Annotated in this window: 16 protein-coding genes; 3 read left to right on the top strand and 13 right to left on the bottom strand. The window is 72.0% G+C overall.

Annotated elements, in window-relative coordinates:
* Positions 1–49 precede the first annotated feature (49 nt).
* The 5 genes from F8R89_RS22085 to afsQ1 form a co-directional block, all read right to left on the bottom strand.
* Entirely contained in the window at positions 50–250 is a 201-nt protein-coding gene (locus F8R89_RS22085; protein ID WP_151785559.1) for a PspC domain-containing protein, read from the bottom strand.
* Between the two features lie 80 nt (positions 251–330).
* On the bottom strand, positions 331–873 hold the full coding sequence (locus F8R89_RS22090) for a VanZ family protein (protein WP_151788240.1): 543 nt from the start codon (positions 871–873) through the stop codon (positions 331–333).
* Positions 874–974: 101 nt separating this feature from the next.
* Positions 975–1,574 (bottom strand): hypothetical protein, encoded by a 600-nt coding sequence (locus F8R89_RS22095; RefSeq protein WP_151785560.1) that lies wholly within the window; start codon positions 1,572–1,574, stop codon positions 975–977.
* Positions 1,574–3,091 carry a sensor histidine kinase gene (locus tag F8R89_RS22100; RefSeq protein WP_151785561.1) on the bottom strand — a complete coding sequence of 506 codons (1,518 nt, stop codon included), beginning with the start codon at positions 3,089–3,091 and terminating at the stop codon, positions 1,574–1,576. The genes F8R89_RS22095 and F8R89_RS22100 overlap by 1 nt, the downstream gene beginning before the upstream one ends.
* Positions 3,088–3,765, bottom strand: a complete 678-nt coding sequence (gene afsQ1, locus F8R89_RS22105) for a two-component system response regulator AfsQ1 (RefSeq protein WP_037886857.1) — start codon at positions 3,763–3,765, stop codon at positions 3,088–3,090. The genes F8R89_RS22100 and afsQ1 overlap by 4 nt, the downstream gene beginning before the upstream one ends.
* A 206-nt stretch (positions 3,766–3,971) precedes the next feature.
* Between afsQ1 and F8R89_RS22110 the strand changes: the two genes are divergently transcribed.
* A complete protein-coding gene (locus tag F8R89_RS22110) occupies positions 3,972–4,700 on the top strand; it encodes a SigE family RNA polymerase sigma factor (RefSeq protein ID WP_151785562.1) in 729 nt (242 codons plus the stop codon).
* A gap of 175 nt (positions 4,701–4,875) precedes the next feature.
* On the opposite strand, the gene F8R89_RS22115 is transcribed toward F8R89_RS22110, so the two are convergent.
* The 5 genes from F8R89_RS22115 to deoC all read right to left on the bottom strand — a co-directional run bounded on the left by F8R89_RS22115 (position 4,876) and on the right by deoC (position 9,343).
* Positions 4,876–5,199, bottom strand: coding sequence for a DUF6281 family protein (locus F8R89_RS22115; protein ID WP_151785563.1), 324 nt, complete (start codon positions 5,197–5,199; stop codon positions 4,876–4,878).
* A gap of 60 nt (positions 5,200–5,259) precedes the next feature.
* Entirely contained in the window at positions 5,260–5,886 is a 627-nt protein-coding gene (locus F8R89_RS22120) for a uridine kinase (RefSeq protein ID WP_225994460.1), read from the bottom strand.
* Positions 5,887–6,058: 172 nt separating this feature from the next.
* On the bottom strand, positions 6,059–6,946 hold the full coding sequence (locus F8R89_RS22125; RefSeq protein WP_151785565.1) for an aldehyde dehydrogenase family protein: 888 nt from the start codon (positions 6,944–6,946) through the stop codon (positions 6,059–6,061).
* Positions 6,939–8,375 carry an aldehyde dehydrogenase family protein gene (locus F8R89_RS22130; RefSeq protein WP_151785566.1) on the bottom strand — a complete coding sequence of 479 codons (1,437 nt, stop codon included), beginning with the start codon at positions 8,373–8,375 and terminating at the stop codon, positions 6,939–6,941. The genes F8R89_RS22125 and F8R89_RS22130 overlap by 8 nt, the downstream gene beginning before the upstream one ends.
* Before the next feature lie 5 nt (positions 8,376–8,380).
* Entirely contained in the window at positions 8,381–9,343 is a 963-nt protein-coding gene (deoC, locus tag F8R89_RS22135) for a deoxyribose-phosphate aldolase (RefSeq protein WP_151788241.1), read from the bottom strand.
* Between the two features lie 126 nt (positions 9,344–9,469).
* Between deoC and F8R89_RS22140 the strand changes: the two genes are divergently transcribed.
* The gene (locus F8R89_RS22140; protein WP_151785567.1) at positions 9,470–10,162 is read left to right on the top strand and encodes a PH domain-containing protein; all 693 of its coding nucleotides are present in this window, start codon (positions 9,470–9,472) and stop codon (positions 10,160–10,162) included.
* A gap of 71 nt (positions 10,163–10,233) precedes the next feature.
* Here F8R89_RS22140 and F8R89_RS22145 read toward each other — a convergent pair whose 3' ends face one another.
* The 3 genes from F8R89_RS22145 to F8R89_RS22155 all read right to left on the bottom strand — a co-directional run bounded on the left by F8R89_RS22145 (position 10,234) and on the right by F8R89_RS22155 (position 13,531).
* Positions 10,234–11,868, bottom strand: a complete 1,635-nt coding sequence (locus tag F8R89_RS22145) for a phospho-sugar mutase (RefSeq protein WP_151785568.1) — start codon at positions 11,866–11,868, stop codon at positions 10,234–10,236.
* 305 nt (positions 11,869–12,173) lie between these two features.
* Complete coding sequence (locus tag F8R89_RS22150) at positions 12,174–12,998, bottom strand: purine-nucleoside phosphorylase (protein ID WP_151785569.1); 825 nt, start codon at positions 12,996–12,998, stop codon at positions 12,174–12,176.
* A 95-nt stretch (positions 12,999–13,093) separates the two neighbouring features.
* On the bottom strand, positions 13,094–13,531 hold the full coding sequence (locus F8R89_RS22155; protein ID WP_151785570.1) for a gamma-glutamylcyclotransferase: 438 nt from the start codon (positions 13,529–13,531) through the stop codon (positions 13,094–13,096).
* Between F8R89_RS22155 and F8R89_RS22160 the strand changes: the two genes are divergently transcribed.
* Positions 13,530–15,068, top strand: coding sequence for an NAD(P)H-quinone dehydrogenase (locus tag F8R89_RS22160; protein WP_264158890.1), 1,539 nt, complete (start codon positions 13,530–13,532; stop codon positions 15,066–15,068). The two genes, F8R89_RS22155 and F8R89_RS22160, sit on opposite strands and share 2 nt — an antisense overlap.
* Positions 15,069–15,126: the final 58 nt, after the last annotated feature.

The raw sequence follows: 15,126 nt of genomic DNA on the forward strand, positions 1-15,126 counted from the left end.
CGCGTGGAGAGAGCCCCCTGGCCGCTGGTCGGTCAGGGGGTTCGTCGTGTCACCAGGCCGTGCTCTGCGACTTCTCCGACGGCAGCAGCAGCCAGAGCGCGAGGTAGAGCAGGAACTGCGGGCCAGGCAGCAGGCAGGAGAGCAGGAAGATCACGCGCATCGTCGTGGCGGAGGTGCCGAAGCGGCGCGCCAGCGCGGCGCACACTCCGCCGATCATGCGGCCGTGGGTGGGTCGGGCGAGCGCGGTCATGGTGTGGCTCCTTCGTGAGCGTCGGTCGTCTCTTCCAACTGACCTCAACGCTACGAGGACAAACAGGGTGAAGCGTCGTGCTACGGGGCCATCCCGACCCTGGGGATCGTCGGGGTACGACCCTGAGACGGCTCCTCCTGGGGTACCGGCGCGCGGCGCCCGCCGCGGCGCAGGCGGGCCCGGGCCGCGGGGACGACGGCGGTGTGGGCGATCGCCGCGCCGAGTGTGTTGAGCAGGAGGGAGTCGACGTCGACGATCTGGCCGGGGACGCCGGTCTGGAGCAGTTCGATGGCGAGGGAGATCAGGGCCACGGCGGCCGTCGTACGGGCCAGGGAGCCGAGCGGGGAGGACGTCGTCCTGCCGTGCGCCATCGGCAGCAGGACGCCGAGCGGGGCCAGAAGGGCGAGGCCCTCGACGATGCAGCGGGTGGCCTCGCGCCAGCCGAGGGCGAGGTCGGCGCGAAGGCCGGCGAAGGGCTGGAGGTTGGCGGGCATCACCCAGGGGACGTCCAGGGGGCGCAGCGTGAGCCAGGCGACGAACGCAAGGTGGGCGACCAGGAGGATGCCTCCTGTCGCGCGGACGCGGATCACGGCGTTGTCGCCGATGGAGCCTTGACGCTGCACGAACCCCAAGACGCGACTATCGGTGGGATCGGTTCCGGGGGGTGGGGGTGGGGTGGGGTGAGTCGTCCGCCACACGGTGGGGACGGGGCCGTGCGCGTCCGTCAGGTGGTGGCGACTTCCGTCGACGGGGGCTCGTTGGTGCCGGGGCGGGTGCGGACCTCGTCCGTGCACTCGTAGCGGCGGGGCGGGGTGTCCGCGGGGCCGCCCAGGATGACCGAGCCGTCGCCCTCGGCAGCCGCGGAGTCCGAGAACGTGCAGACGATCTGGGCCAGGGCGTAGGACGTGAGGGCGGCCGGGGGCGTCGTCAGGCGCAGGGTTTCGTCCGGGTCCGACCGGCGGGGGCCGGTGACGCCCATGGCGCCTCGGACGTCCGTGGTGTAGCCGGCCTCCTTCTCCGTCGGGGAGGGGGGCGCCTGGAGTTCGTCCAGGAGGCCCTGCGCCACCAGGACGCGGCGGGCCGCGTCGGCCGTGCCGTCGGGGACGCGGACCGTGCGATCGACCGCGACCAGCTGGGAGCCGCAGAGCAGGAAGATCTGGACCGGGAGGCCGCGGCCGGCCTGGGGGGAGGCGTCCGGTTCGGAGAGCGAGCAGTGGACGCGGGAGGGGGCCGGGCCGAAGTTGGTCGGTACCTCCGTGGACCGTATGCCGCAGCCGGCCAGCATGATGGCGGCCAGGGAGAGGAGGGCCGGGAGACGCTTCATCAGTCCTCCGTCTTCGGTTCGTCCCGGGGGAGGCGCAGCGTGAAGACGGCGCCGCCGTCGGGGGAGTTCGCGGCGGTGATCTCGCCGCCGTGGATGTGGGCGTTCTCCAGGGCGATGGACAGGCCCAGGCCGCTGCCCTCCGAGCGGGGGCGGGAGGCGCTGGCCTTGTAGAAGCGGTCGAAGACGTGCGGGAGGACGTCCTCGGGGATGCCGGGGCCGTGGTCGCGTACGTCGATGACCACCGCGTCGTCCTCCTCGCGGACCGTCACACGGACCGGGGAGCCGCCGTGCTTGAGGGCGTTGCCGATCAGGTTGGCGAGGATGACGTCGAGGCGGCGGGGGTCGAGGCGGGCCATGATGCCGCGTTCGGCGTTCAGCTCGACGGCGTCCAGCCAGGCGCGGGCGTCGATGCAGGCGGTGATCTGGTCGGCCACGTCGACGTCGTCGAGGACCAGACGGGCCGTGCCCGCGTCGAAGCGGGTGACCTCCATGAGGTTCTCCACGAGATCGTTCAGGCGGCGGGTCTCGCTGACGACCAGGCGGACCGCGGGCTCGATCATGGGGTCGACCGAGCCGGTGCCCGCCTCCAGCTCCTCTTCCAGGACCTCGGTGACGGCGGTGATCGCGGTGAGCGGGGTGCGCAGTTCGTGGGACATGTCGGCCACGAAGCGGCGGGACGCCTCGTCGCGGCCGGCCATGTCGGCGACCCGTTTCTCCAGCGCCTCGGCCGCGTTGTTGAACGTCCGCGACAGATCGGCCAGTTCGTCGGTGCCGGACACCCGCAGGCGGGTGTCCAGTTTGCCTTCGCCGAGGCGGCGGGCGGCGACTCCCAGGCGGTGCACCGGCTTCAGTACGGTCGTGGCGGCGGCCTGCGCGAGGAGCGCGGAGCCGATCAGGGCGAGGCCCGTGGCGATGCCCAGGGACCAGGCCAGGGAGTTGAGGTCCTTGGCCTCCTGCTCCAGGGACTTGAGCATGTAGCCGGTCGGGCCGCCGCCGATGACCCTGGTACCGGCTATCAGGTACGGCTTGTCGTTCTTCACGATCCGCTGCCAGTACAGGTGGTACTCGGCCTTGCCGGAGCCGACCTTGTCGTCGACCGCCGTACGCAGGGACTTGGGCACGTCGGCCAGGGTGAAGCCGTCCAGGGCGCCGGAACTGCTGTACAGCGGCCTGCCGTCGGCGTCCTGGGCGGCCAGCAGCACGCTGAAGCGCTGGCTGCTGTTGGCCATCTGCCCCGCCGTGTGCTGGAGTTCGTCCTGCGTCGGGCGCTCGGGCAGGAGCGCGGCCCGGTTCTGCATCTCCTGCTGGAAGTCGCGCAGCACCGCGTCCTGGGTGCGGGTGAGGACCGCCTCCCGGTTGAGCCAGTACGCGATCCCGGAGGCGGAGACGGCGGCGGTGAGCGCCACCAGGCCGAAGACGACCACCAGTCGCAGCCGCAGACTGGTGAGACGCAGCCTCGACCACACTCCCTTGCGAGCCGCGGCCCAGCCGCGGAGACCTGCCTGCGTGTCCGTCACTGAGGCGCGTCCAGGCGGTAGCCGACCCCGCGGACCGTGCGGATCAGGGTGGGCGAGGACGGGACGTCCTCGACCTTGGCGCGCAGCCGCTGCACACACGCGTCCACCAGGCGCGAGTCGCCCAGGTAGTCGTGTTCCCAGACCAGGCGCAGGAGTTGCTGCCGGGACAGGGCCTGGCCGGGGCGGCGGCTCAGTTCCAGCAGCAGGCGCAGCTCGGTCGGGGTGAGCTGGAGGTCCTCGCCGTTCTTCGTGACGGTCATCGCGGCGCGGTCGATGACCAGGCTGCCGAAGGTCGCGGCGTCGTTCGACTCCCGCTCCCCGCGGCGCAGCACCGCGCGGATCCGGGCGTCCAGCACCCGGCCCTGCACGGGCTTGACGACGTAGTCGTCCGCGCCGGACTCCAGGCCGACCACGACGTCGATGTCGTCGCTGCGGGCCGTGAGCAGGATGATCGGCAGCTGGTCGGTGCGCCGGATGCGCCGGCACACCTCGAAGCCGTCGATGCCGGGCAGCATCACATCCAGCACGATCAGGTCCGGCCGCTGCTCACGCAGCAGTTTCAGACCGTCCTCGCCGGTGGCAGCGGTGGCCACCCGATGTCCCTGGCGCGTCAGTGAGAGCTCCAGGGCCGTACGGATGGCGTCGTCGTCCTCGATCAGCAACAGGGAAGGCACGCCGCACATTCTGGCCCATGCGGGGGTGGTGTTTCGACACCTGTACGAGCAGTTCGGCTACGCGCGCGTAGTGCCCGGGTGTCCCGGACCCCTGTGACAGGTCTGTGACAGTCGGCGGACAGCGCCATGAAAGTGGCCCGGCAAGATTCTCGGCACAGGCAAGACAGCACCGAAGAACACCGGAAGTCCACGACGGGGGGCGCGAGATGAACACGCTGCACGGCACCAGCACCAGCGCAGTGATCACGCGTCTGCACGACGTGAACGGGGGCCGGGGGACGACGGGGCGGGGGTGCGCTCGCGGCACGGGGCGTCAGCACACCGGTTACATGACGGTGGTCGACGGCCGCACGGGGGAGGCGCACGGGGGAACCGCGTACGGGGAGGACTCGGGGGAGAGCCGGCGCTCGCTGTCGGAGGCGGAGTTCACCGCCTACGTCCAGGAGCGCCGCGCCTCCCTGTACGCCACCGCCTACCACCTGACCGGTGACCGCTTCGAGGCCGAGGACCTGCTGCAGAGCGCGCTGTTCTCGACGTACCGGGCGTGGGACCGGATCAGCGACAAGGCCGCCGTCGGCGGTTACCTGCGGCGGACCATGACCAACCTGCACATCAGCGCGTGGCGCCGCCGCAAGCTGAACGAATACCCGACCGAGGAGCTGCCGGAGACGCCCGGCGACACGGACGCGATGCGCGGCACCGAGCTGCGCGCGGTCCTGTGGCAGGCGCTGGCCCGGCTGCCCGAACTCCAGCGGACGATGCTGGTCCTGCGCTACTACGAGGGCCGCACCGACCCGGAGATCGCGGACATCCTCGGCATCAGTGTCGGCACGGTGAAGTCGAGCATCTGGCGGTCGCTCCGCCGGCTGCGCGAGGACGAGGTCCTCAGCTTCGGCCGTGACGAGGAGGACGCCTTCGGGGAGCTCGTCGCCTGAAGGTGAAGGGGGGACCGCTCGGGGGAGCGGTACCAGTGGGGGGACCCACGGGGGCTGGGGGGCCACCGGGGGGATCCACGGGGGAACGGGGGGTGCTCCACCACGGGGGAAGCGGTGGAGCACGACGGTGCGGGGCCGGGGCCGGGGGGTCCGCCGGCCCCGTTTCCGTGTGCGGTCAGCGGGCGGTCATGCGCCTCGCCTCGGCGGGGTCGTCCCCGACGGCCACGGCCTCGGTGGGGTCGGTCCCCTCGATCGCGTAGACGCCGGCCGTGGCCTCCGGCAGCGTCGCCGGGTCGACCGGGACGTCCCCGCACGCCGGGATGGTGGCGGTGCCGAGCCGCTTCCCGACGGTGAAGCCGGACTCGTCCGTGGGCAGGTAGTCACGGCCGTCGTAGACCACCCGGCCCGAGCAGGACGCGTCGCCGGACCCGTCGCCCCCGTCCGAGCACCCGGCCGCCGTCAGGACCGCCACCGTCACCAGCGGAACCGCGCGCCTCATCGTTCGCCCTCTCCGTCGCTCTTCGCGTCGTGCCTACGACGGAGAAGGCGGTGGGATCGTTCAGGCCGTCGGGGCCGGAGTCGCCGTGGCGGCCGCCGTGAGGCGGGTCAGGGCCTCGTCGCGGTCGCAGGCGTGGGCGCCCAGGGCCGTCTGGCGGGCGACGATCGAGCGTTCCAGGCGCATCAGGCGCCAGCCGCGGCGCAGCAGGAACGGCACCGACTTGCGGCCCTCCCGCAGATCGCGCAGGAAGCGGCGGCGGAACGTCTTCACCGGGCCGCGGCTCAGGCACAGGGCGTCCGCCAGCAGGCCGAGCTCCCGGCAGCGGGACACGATCTCGGCGGCGAAGATGCCCTCCGCGATGAACAGCGGGGTCTGCCCGATGTCGACGCTCTCGTGCCCGGTGCGGGCGCTCAGCGAGATGTCGTAGACCGGTATGTCCGTGCGGCGCGTGCGGCACAGGTCGGCGATCGCGGCGACGGCCGCGTCGGCGTCCCAGGACTCGGGGTGGTCCCAGTCGATGTCGGAGCTCCCGGGGACCAGCGGCAGGGTCGGGTCGCCGGCCTCCTTGTAGAAGTCGTCGAGCCGCAGCACCGGAAGACCGGAGAGGGCCGCGAGGAGGGACTTGCCGGAGCCGGAGGGGCCGCAGAGCAGCACGACTCGCGTCGGTATGGGCGCAGGGGAACTCACGGGACACCAGTCTGAGGCATCCACCGGCCCCGGGACGACCCGGCGGACGCCGTTGAAACGCGCATCACATCCCGGGGCCCGCACGCCGGGCGTACGCCGGCACGGCGAAGAGCCGTGGCTCCCCCGGACGGAGGGGAGATACGGCTCTCCGGTCGAAGGGCGTCCTCGGTCCTCAGTACGAGGAGCCGGACGCGCCCAGCGAACCCGTCGGGTGCCAGACCGTCTTGGTCTCCAGGAACGCCGTCATCCGGTCGGTGCCGGGAGCGGCCGACCAGTCGTCCACAGGCTGTGGACGCAGGACGCGCTTGAGGTTGTCCGCCGCGGCGATCTCCAGCTCCTTCGCCAGCACCTCGTCGGCGCCCGCGAGGTCGATCGCGTTGACGTCCTGGTGCGCGGCGAGCGGCGCGGCGATCTCCGCCGTACGGCCGGAGAGGATGTTCACCACTCCGCCCGGCACGTCGGACGTGGCCAGGACCTCGGCCAGGGAGAGGGCGGGCAGCGGGGCCTTCTCCGAGGCCACCACGACCGCCGTGTTGCCCGTCGCGATCACCGGGGCCACGACCGAGACCAGGCCCAGGAACGACGACTCCTGCGGCGCCAGGACGGCCACCACACCCGTCGGCTCGGGCGAGGACAGGTTGAAGAACGGGCCCGCGACCGGGTTGCCGCCGCCGACCACCTGGGCGATCTTGTCGGTCCAGCCCGCGTACCAGACCCAGCGGTCGATCGCCGCGTCGACCTGATCGGCGGCCTTCGACTTCGACAGGCCCTCGGCGTCGGCGACCTCGTGGACGAACTGCGCCCGGCGGCCCTCCAGCATCTCGGCGACGCGGTAGAGGACCTGGCCGCGGTTGTACGCGGTCGCGCCGGACCAGCCGCCGACGGCCCTGCGGGCGGCGACCACCGCGTCACGGGCGTCCTTGCGGGACGACAGCGGTGCGTTCGCCAGCCAGTTGCCCTTCGAGTCCGTCACCTCGTACACCCGGCCGCTCTCGGAACGCGGGAACTTCCCGCCGACGTACAGCTTGTAGGTCTTCAGGACAGTCAAGCGCTCAGACATCGAGGTACGCCTCCAGGCCGTGGCGACCGCCCTCGCGGCCGAAGCCCGACTCCTTGTAACCGCCGAACGGCGAGGTCGGGTCGAACTTGTTGAACGTGTTGGACCAGACGACGCCCGCCCGGAGCTTGTTCGCGACCGCGAGGATGCGCGAGCCCTTCTCCGTCCAGATGCCGGCCGACAGGCCGTACGGCGTGTTGTTCGCCTTGGCGACCGCCTCGTCCGGGGTGCGGAAGGTCAGCACCGACAGCACCGGGCCGAAGATCTCGTCCCGGGCGACGGTGTGCGCCTGCGTGACGTTCGTGAACAGCGTCGGCGCGAACCAGTAGCCGCTCTCCGGCAGGTCACAGGCCGGCGACCAGCGCTCGGCGCCCTCCGCCTCGCCGCGCTCGACGAGAGAGGTGATACGGCTCAGCTGCTCCTCGGAGTTGATCGCCCCGATGTCGGTGTTCTTGTCCAGCGGGTCGCCGAGACGGAGCGTCGACAGACGGCGCTTCAGGGAGTCCAGCAGCTCGTCCTGGATCGACTCCTGCACCAGCAGGCGGCTGCCCGCGCAGCAGACCTGGCCCTGGTTGAAGAAGATCCCGTTGACGATCCCCTCCACGGCCTGGTCGATCGGGGCGTCGTCGAAGACGATGTTGGCGCCCTTGCCGCCGAGTTCCAGGGTGACCTTCTTGCGGGTGCCCGCGACCGTGCGCGCGATCTGCTTGCCGACGGCCGTGGAGCCGGTGAAGGCGACCTTGTTCACGTCCGGGTGCGCGACCAGCGCCGCGCCCGCGTCGCCGTAGCCGGGAAGGATGTTGACGACGCCCTTGGGCAGGCCCGCCTGGCGGCAGATGTCCGCGAAGAACAGTGCCGAGAGGGGGGTCGTCTCGGCGGGCTTCAGGACGACCGTGTTGCCCGTCGCGAGCGCCGGGGCGATCTTCCAGGCCAGCATCAGCAGCGGGAAGTTCCACGGGATGACCTGGCCGGCCACGCCCAGCGGGCGCGGGTTCGCGCCGTAGCCGGCGTGGTCGAGCTTGTCCGCCCAGCCCGCGTAGTAGAAGAAGTGCGCGGCGACCAGGGGGAGGTCCGCGTCGCGGGTCTCCTTGATCGGCTTGCCGTTGTCCAGCGTCTCCAGGACGGCCAGCTCGCGGCTGCGCTCCTGGATGATGCGGGCGATGCGGAAGAGGTACTTGGCGCGCTCGGAGCCGGGCAGCGCGGACCACTTCTCGAACGCCTTGCGGGCGGCCTTCACCGCGCGGTCCACGTCCGCCTCGCCGGCCTGGGCGATCTCGGACAGGACCTCCTCGGACGACGGCGAGACGGTCTTGAAGACCTTGCCGTCCGCCGCGTCCGTGAACTCGCCGTCGATGAACAGGCCGTACGACGGCGCGATGTCGACGATCGAGCGGGACTCGGGGGCCGGGGCGTATTCGAATGCGGAAGCCATGGTGATCAGTCCACCGTCACGTAGTCGGGGCCGGAGTAGCGGCCGGTGGCCAGCTTCTGCCGCTGCATCAGCAGGTCGTTCAGAAGCGAGGAGGCGCCGAAGCGGAACCAGTGGTTGTCCAGCCAGTCCTCGCCGGCGGTCTCGTTGACCAGCACGAGGAACTTGACGGCGTCCTTGGAGGTGCGGATCCCGCCGGCCGGCTTCACGCCGACCTGGATGCCGGTCTGCGCGCGGAAGTCGCGCACCGCCTCCAGCATGAGAAGCGTGTTGGCGGGGGTGGCGTTGACGGCGACCTTGCCGGTGGACGTCTTGATGAAGTCCGCGCCGGCCAGCATGCCGAGCCAGCTCGCGCGCCGGATGTTGTCGTACGTCGAGAGCTCGCCGGTCTCGAAGATGACCTTGAGGCGGGCGGTGGTCCCGCAGGCCTCCTTCACGGCGGTGATCTCGTCGTACACCTTCATGTAGTTGCCGGCGAGGAACGCGCCGCGGTCGATGACCATGTCGATCTCGTCGGCGCCGGCCGCCACGGCGTCCCGCACGTCCGCGAGCTTCACGGACAGCGCGGCGCGGCCCGCGGGGAAGGCGGTGGCGACCGAGGCGACCTTCACGGAGGAGCCGGCGACGGCCTCCTTCGCGGTGGCCACCATGTCGGGGTAGACGCAGACGGCCGCCGTCGACGGGGTCGTACGGTCGGTCGGGTCGGGGCGGACCGCCTTGGCGCCGAGCGCCCGGACCTTGCCCGGGGTGTCCGCGCCTTCCAGCGTCGTCAGGTCGACCATCGAGATCGCGAGGTCGATGGCGTACGCCTTGGCGGTCGTCTTGATGGAACGGGTGCCGAGGGACGCGGCCCGCGCCTCCAGGCCGACCGCGTCTACGCCGGGCAGCCCGTGGAGGAAGCGGCGCAGCGTGCTGTCGGACGCGGCGACGTCCTTGAGTGCGTGAGCTGCGGCAGGTGCATTGGTGGGCATGGTCACCAGACGAGCATATCTACGCGCGTAGCGGCTGTACACCCCGTGGGGCGGAATCGGTGGGGGCGGACGGCCGGGGAACAGGTGATCGGCTGAGTTCTTCATGGGTACGGCAGAATCGGCAGCATGACGACCCCTGCTCCTAGCCCCGACCCCGCCGCGAAGGACCGGGTCTACCGCTCGCCCCTGGGCATGCTCGGTGGTGCCCTCGTGCTGGCCATCGCCCTGTGGCTCGGCATCGACGCCCTGGTCATCGGCACGGGGCGTACTCCGTGGCTGGCCCTCGCCTCGCTCATCCTGATCGTGCCGGTCATCACCGCGTTCACGCTGCGCCCGGCCGTGTACGCCAACGAGGAACGCCTGCGGATCCGCAACCCTCTCCGGGTCGTCGTACTGCCCTGGAGCCAGGTCGCGTCCCTGCGCTCGGGCTACTCCAACGAGGTCGTCACGGCGTCCGGAGCCAAGTTCGCGCTCTGGGCCATTCCCGTGTCGCTGCGCGCCCGCAAGAAGGCGGCCCGGCAGACGGCGGCCGCCGAGCGCGGCGCCTCGCGCGGTGCGCGCCGGGGCGGGGGCGGGGACCGGGAGCTCGGGCTGGACCTCGGGACAACCAGGCGGGGCGCCGTCGCCGACGGGCCCGTGCGCGCCGAGACCGACAAGGTCATGGACGAGCTGCGGGAGCTGCTGGCGCGCTGGGAGGACCGGGCCTCGCGCAGTGACGCGCCGAGTGCGGGCGAGGTCGGTGTGCGATGGGCCTACGAGGTCATCGCGCCGGCGGTGGCGGGGGCTGTGCTGTTGGTGATCCTGCTCGCCGTGGGGTGAGCGGGTTCCGTTCCGTTCCGTGCTGCGGCTCGGCGGGGTGCCTCGGGTCTGCCGAGGCACCCCCGCTCTGCTCAGAGGCCCGCTGCGGTGGAGAGGTCGTTCTTGAGCGCTGTCAGGAGGGCCGTCGCCTTCGCGCGTGCTGCCGGCAGCGACTCGTGGTCCTTCACCGGGACCACCACTTCCAGGTAGCACTTGAGCTTGGGCTCCGTGCCGCTGGGGCGGACGATGACGCGCGCGCCCTCCAGCGTGTAGCGCAGGCCGTCCGTGGGCGGAAGCTTGTCCGTGCCCTTGGTGAGGTCCTCCGCGTTCGTCACGGGCAGGCCCGCCAGTTCGGTCGGCTGCCGCTCGCGCAGGCGGCGCATCGCGTCCGCGATGACCGACAGGTCCTCGACGCGGACCGAGAGCTGGTCCGTGGCGTGCAGGCCGTGCTCCACGGCCAGGTCGTCCAGGAGGTCGGTCAGCGTGCGGCCCTCGGACTTCAGCACCGAGGCCAGTTCCGTGATCAGCAGGGCCGCGGTGATGCCGTCCTTGTCGCGTACGCCGTCCGGGTCGACGCAGTAGCCGAGCGCCTCCTCGTAGCCGTAGCGCAGGCCGTCCACCCGGGCGATCCACTTGAAGCCGGTCAGGGTCTCCTCGTACGGCAGCTTCGCCTTCTCGGCGATCCGGCCGAGGAGGGAGGACGACACGATCGACTCCGCGAACGTGCCCCGCGCTCCGCGGGCGACCAGGTGCGCGGCGAGCAGGGCGCCGACCTCGTCGCCGCGCAGCATGCGCCACGTGCCGTCGTCCTTCACGGCCACCGCGCAGCGGTCGGCGTCCGGGTCGTTGGCGATGACGAGGTCCGGGTCCTCCTCGCGGGCCTTCGCGAAGGCCAGGTCCATCGCGCCGGGCTCCTCCGGGTTGGGGAACGCGACGGTCGGGAAGTCCGGGTCGGGCTCGGCCTGCTCGGCGACCAGGGCGGGGGCGGGGAAGCCCGCGCGCGCGAAGGCCGCCAGGAGGACGTCCTTGCCGACGCCGTGCATCGCCGTGTAGACGGTGCGGGCGGTGCGGGGGGAGTCCGCGGCGAGGACCGCGTCCGTGCGGGCGAGGTAGGCGTCCAGGACGCCGTCGTCCAGGGTCTCCCAGCCGGACTCGGGGCGCGGGACGTCGTGGAGGGACGCGATCGCGGCGATCTCCGCGGCGATCTCGGCGTCGGCGGGCGGCACGATCTGGGAGCCGTCGCCGAGGTACACCTTGTAGCCGTTGTCGCGGGGCGGGTTGTGGCTGGCGGTGACCTCTACGCCGGCCACCGCGCCGAGGTGCCTTATCGCGTACGCGAGGACCGGGGTGGGGAGGGGGCGGGGCAGGACGGCGGCGCGGAGGCCGGCGCCGGTCATGACGGCGGCCGTGTCCCGGGCGAAGTCCGCGGACTTGTGGCGGGCGTCGTAGCCGATCACGACCAGGCCGTCGGTGTGGCCCTGCTCGCGCAGGTACGCGGCGAGGCCGGCGGCCGCGCGGATGACGACCGAGCGGTTCATGCGGAGCGGGCCGGCGCCGAGTTCGCCGCGCAGGCCCGCGGTGCCGAACTGGAGGGTGCCGGCGAAGCGGGCGGCGAGCTCGTCGGTGTTCCCGGCGTCCAGGAGCGCGGCCAGCTCGGCGCGGGTCTCCGGGTCGGGGTCCTCGGCGAGCCATGCCTGGGCGCGGGCGATGAGGTCGTCGTCTTGCACGTCGGTCAGCCTCTCGTGGTCCGTGGTCTTTGTGGTGCGGGTTGCGTCATGCCTGTCCAGTGCCTGCGGCGGCCCGTTGCGCCTCGTGGGGGTTTCTGCAGCGCCGGGGCGTTCGAAGGGTGCGGGCCCGGGGTGGGGGGTGTCCGTCCTCGGTCCGGCGGCTCTGTGGGAACGGATGTGCTGTTCCCTGACGCCGGCCGCTGCGGGCGGACACCCCCCACCCCGGGCCCTCCCCGCCGCGCGCGGCTCTCCCGCCGTGGGGGGTACGGCGCACACGGCCGGGTGCGGCTCGTGGGGCGTACGGCTTACAGGCGGCCGAGGACCTGGGCGAGGAGGGAGCCCATGCGGGCGGCCGAGTCGCGGCCCGCCTGGAGGACCTCCTCGTGGTTGAGGGGTTCGCCCGTCATACCGGCGGCCAGGTTCGTGACCAGAGAGATGCCGAGGACCTCGGCGCCGGCCTCGCGGGCGGCGATCGCCTCGAGGACCGTCGACATGCCGACGAGGTCCGCGCCGATCACGCGGGCCATGCGGATCTCGGCCGGCGTCTCGTAGTGCGGGCCGGGGAACTGTGCGTAGACGCCCTCCTCGAGGGTGGCGTCGATCTCCTTGCACAGGGCGCGCAGGCGCGGGCTGTAGAGGTCGGTGAGGTCGACGAAGTTGGCGCCGACGATGGGGGAGGTGGCCGTGAGGTTGATGTGGTCGCTGATGAGGACCGGCTGGCCGGGGCGCATGCCCTCGCGGAGGCCGCCGCAGCCGTTGGTGAGCACGATCGTCTTGCAGCCCGCGGCGACGGCGGTGCGCACGCCGTGGGCGACGGCGGCCACGCCGCGGCCCTCGTAGTAGTGCGTACGGCCCAGGAAGACCAGGGCCCGCTTGTCGCCCGTGCGGTACGAGCGGATCTTGCCGCCGTGCCCCTCGACCGCCGGCGGCGGGAAGCCGGGCAGCTCGGTGACCGGGAACTCGGCCTCGGGCGCGCCGAGGGCGTCCACGGCCGGTGCCCAGCCGGAGCCCATCACCAGGGCGACGTCGTGGGTCTCGGCGCCCGTGAGTTCGCGCAGGCGCGCGGCGGCGGCGTCGGCGGCCGCGTGCGGGTCGCCCTGGATGTCGTCCGGAAGGAGAGATGCGTTCACGCGACTGAGGGTAGCCGGTTTGGGCCTACGCGCGTAGATGACGGAGCTCACGGGATGGCGATCGTTGTCTTGTCGTATCCGACAAGGCCGAGCTCTCAGCAGGGGCGCTTGCGCAGTTCCATCACGTAGTCGTGGGGGGCTCCCGCCGATTCGGCCGCGTCGGCGATCTCGCCCAGGTAGCGGGCCGAGGGGAGGCCGCCCTCGTAGGCGTTCAGGACGTACGTCCAGGCCTGTTCCTCGCCCTCCAGGGTGTGCACGCGCACGCGGAGGCGGCGGTAAATGCCCAGGCCCACGCCCTCCCAGCGGTCCATGGAGTCCTCGTCCATCGGCGCGATGTCGTAGAGCGCGACGAAGACCGATTCCAGGGGGTCCTCGACGAGCGTGGCCAGCGCGCCCTCCCAGCCGAGCTGTTCGCCGCCGAACGTCAGCCGCCACCCGTTGAGCCAGCCGGTGGCGCGCAGCGGCGAGTGGGGGGCGCGGCGGGTCATCAGCCGCGCGTCGAGATTGCCGGCGTACGCGGCGTAGAGCGACATGGGGGGAAGGGTACGGCAGTGCCACTGTCGTAACGGTGGTGTCTCGTGGTGGCCCCCCAGGCGGTCGCACCCCATCGCGTGCGGGACAATGGAGTACGTGACTCGGATCGTGATCATCGGTGGCGGACCCGGCGGATACGAAGCGGCGCTGGTGGCCGCTCAGCTCGGCGCGGAGGTGACCGTCGTCGACTCCGACGGTCTGGGCGGGGCGTCGGTGCTGACCGACTGCGTGCCGTCCAAGACTCTGATCGCCACGGCCGAGGTGATGACCACCTTCGACTCCTCGTACGAGGAGCTGGGCATCATCGTCGCCGACGACACCCCGCACATCGACACGCCCGCGCGTGTCGTGGGCGTAGACCTGGGCAAGGTCAACCGGCGTGTGAAGCGGCTCGCGCTCGCCCAGTCGCACGACATCACCGCGTCGGTGACGCGGGCCGGCGCCCGGGTCATGCGCGGGCGCGGGCGGCTGGAGGGCATGCAGGCCCTCGACGGGTCGCGCAAGGTCGTCGTGCGGACCGCCGACGGCAGCGAGGAGACGCTGGTCGCCGACGCCGTGCTCATCGCGACCGGCGGTCACCCGCGCGAGCTGCCCGACGCCCAGCCGGACGGCGAGCGCATCCTGAACTGGACCCAGGTCTACGACCTCGACGAGCTGCCCGAGGAGCTCATCGTGGTCGGGTCGGGTGTCACCGGTGCCGAGTTCGCCGGTGCCTATCAGGCGCTGGGGTCGCGGGTCACACTCGTCTCGTCGCGGGACCGCGTGCTGCCCGGGGAGGACCCGGACGCCGCCGCCGTCCTGGAGGACGTCTTCCGGCGTCGTGGCATGAACGTCATGGCGCGCTCGCGTGCCGCCGCCGCCAAGCGCGTCGGCGACCGGGTGGAGGTGACGCTGGCCGACGGCCGGGTCATCAGCGGCAGCCACTGCCTGATGGCCGTCGGCGCCGTCCCGAACTCCGAGGGCCTCGGCCTGGAGGAGGCCGGCGTGAAGGTGCGTGAGTCCGGGCACATCTGGACCGACAAGGTGTCGCGGACGACCGCTCCGGGCGTCTATGCCGCTGGTGACGTCACGGGCGTTTTCGCCCTCGCCTCGGTCGCGGCGATGCAGGGGCGGATCGCCATGTACCACTTCCTCGGTGACGCGGTGGCTCCGCTCAATCTGAAGACCGTGTCCTCGAACGTCTTCACCGATCCCGAGATCGCCACCGTCGGGTACAGCCAGGCCGACGTGGACGGCGGGAAGATCGACGCGCGCGTGGTGAAGCTGCCGCTGCTGCGCAATCCTCGCGCCAAGATGCAGGGCATCCGGGACGGGTTCGTCAAGATCTTCTGCCGGCCGGGCACCGGCATCGTGGTCGGCGGTGTGGTCGTGGCCCCGCGCGCCTCGGAACTGATCCACCCCATCTCGATCGCCGTCGACAACAATCTGACGGTCGAGCAGATCGCGAACGCCTTCACCGTGTACCCCTCGCTTTCGGGGTCGATCGCCGAGGTCGCCCGGCAGCTGCACACGCGCAAGGCGGGCGCCGACCTCTGACGGCCGGATCCGACTCCCCGCTGGTCACGGGGAGTTGCCGGGCATGCGGGCGGCATAG

This window comes from Streptomyces sp. SS1-1 (assembly GCF_008973465.1).
In the GTDB taxonomy this organism is placed as follows: Bacteria; Actinomycetota; Actinomycetes; order Streptomycetales; family Streptomycetaceae; genus Streptomyces.

What these genes read in the sequence shown, in the direction of transcription:
- F8R89_RS22125 (WP_151785565.1), bottom strand. Translation starts at nt 6,946, where the DNA reads ATGTCTGAGCGCTTGACTGTCCTGAAGACCTACAAGCTGTACGTCGGC.
- F8R89_RS22085 (WP_151785559.1), bottom strand. Translation starts at nt 250, where the DNA reads ATGACCGCGCTCGCCCGACCCACCCACGGCCGCATGATCGGCGGAGTG.
- F8R89_RS22095 (WP_151785560.1), bottom strand. Translation starts at nt 1,574, where the DNA reads ATGAAGCGTCTCCCGGCCCTCCTCTCCCTGGCCGCCATCATGCTGGCC.
- F8R89_RS22130 (WP_151785566.1), bottom strand. Translation starts at nt 8,375, where the DNA reads ATGGCTTCCGCATTCGAATACGCCCCGGCCCCCGAGTCCCGCTCGATC.
- deoC (WP_151788241.1), bottom strand. Translation starts at nt 9,343, where the DNA reads ATGCCCACCAATGCACCTGCCGCAGCTCACGCACTCAAGGACGTCGCC.
- F8R89_RS22140 (WP_151785567.1), top strand. Translation starts at nt 9,470, where the DNA reads ATGACGACCCCTGCTCCTAGCCCCGACCCCGCCGCGAAGGACCGGGTC.
- F8R89_RS22155 (WP_151785570.1), bottom strand. Translation starts at nt 13,531, where the DNA reads ATGTCGCTCTACGCCGCGTACGCCGGCAATCTCGACGCGCGGCTGATG.
- F8R89_RS22110 (WP_151785562.1), top strand. Translation starts at nt 3,972, where the DNA reads ATGAACACGCTGCACGGCACCAGCACCAGCGCAGTGATCACGCGTCTG.
- F8R89_RS22160 (WP_264158890.1), top strand. Translation starts at nt 13,530, where the DNA reads ATGGGGGGAAGGGTACGGCAGTGCCACTGTCGTAACGGTGGTGTCTCG.
- F8R89_RS22115 (WP_151785563.1), bottom strand. Translation starts at nt 5,199, where the DNA reads ATGAGGCGCGCGGTTCCGCTGGTGACGGTGGCGGTCCTGACGGCGGCC.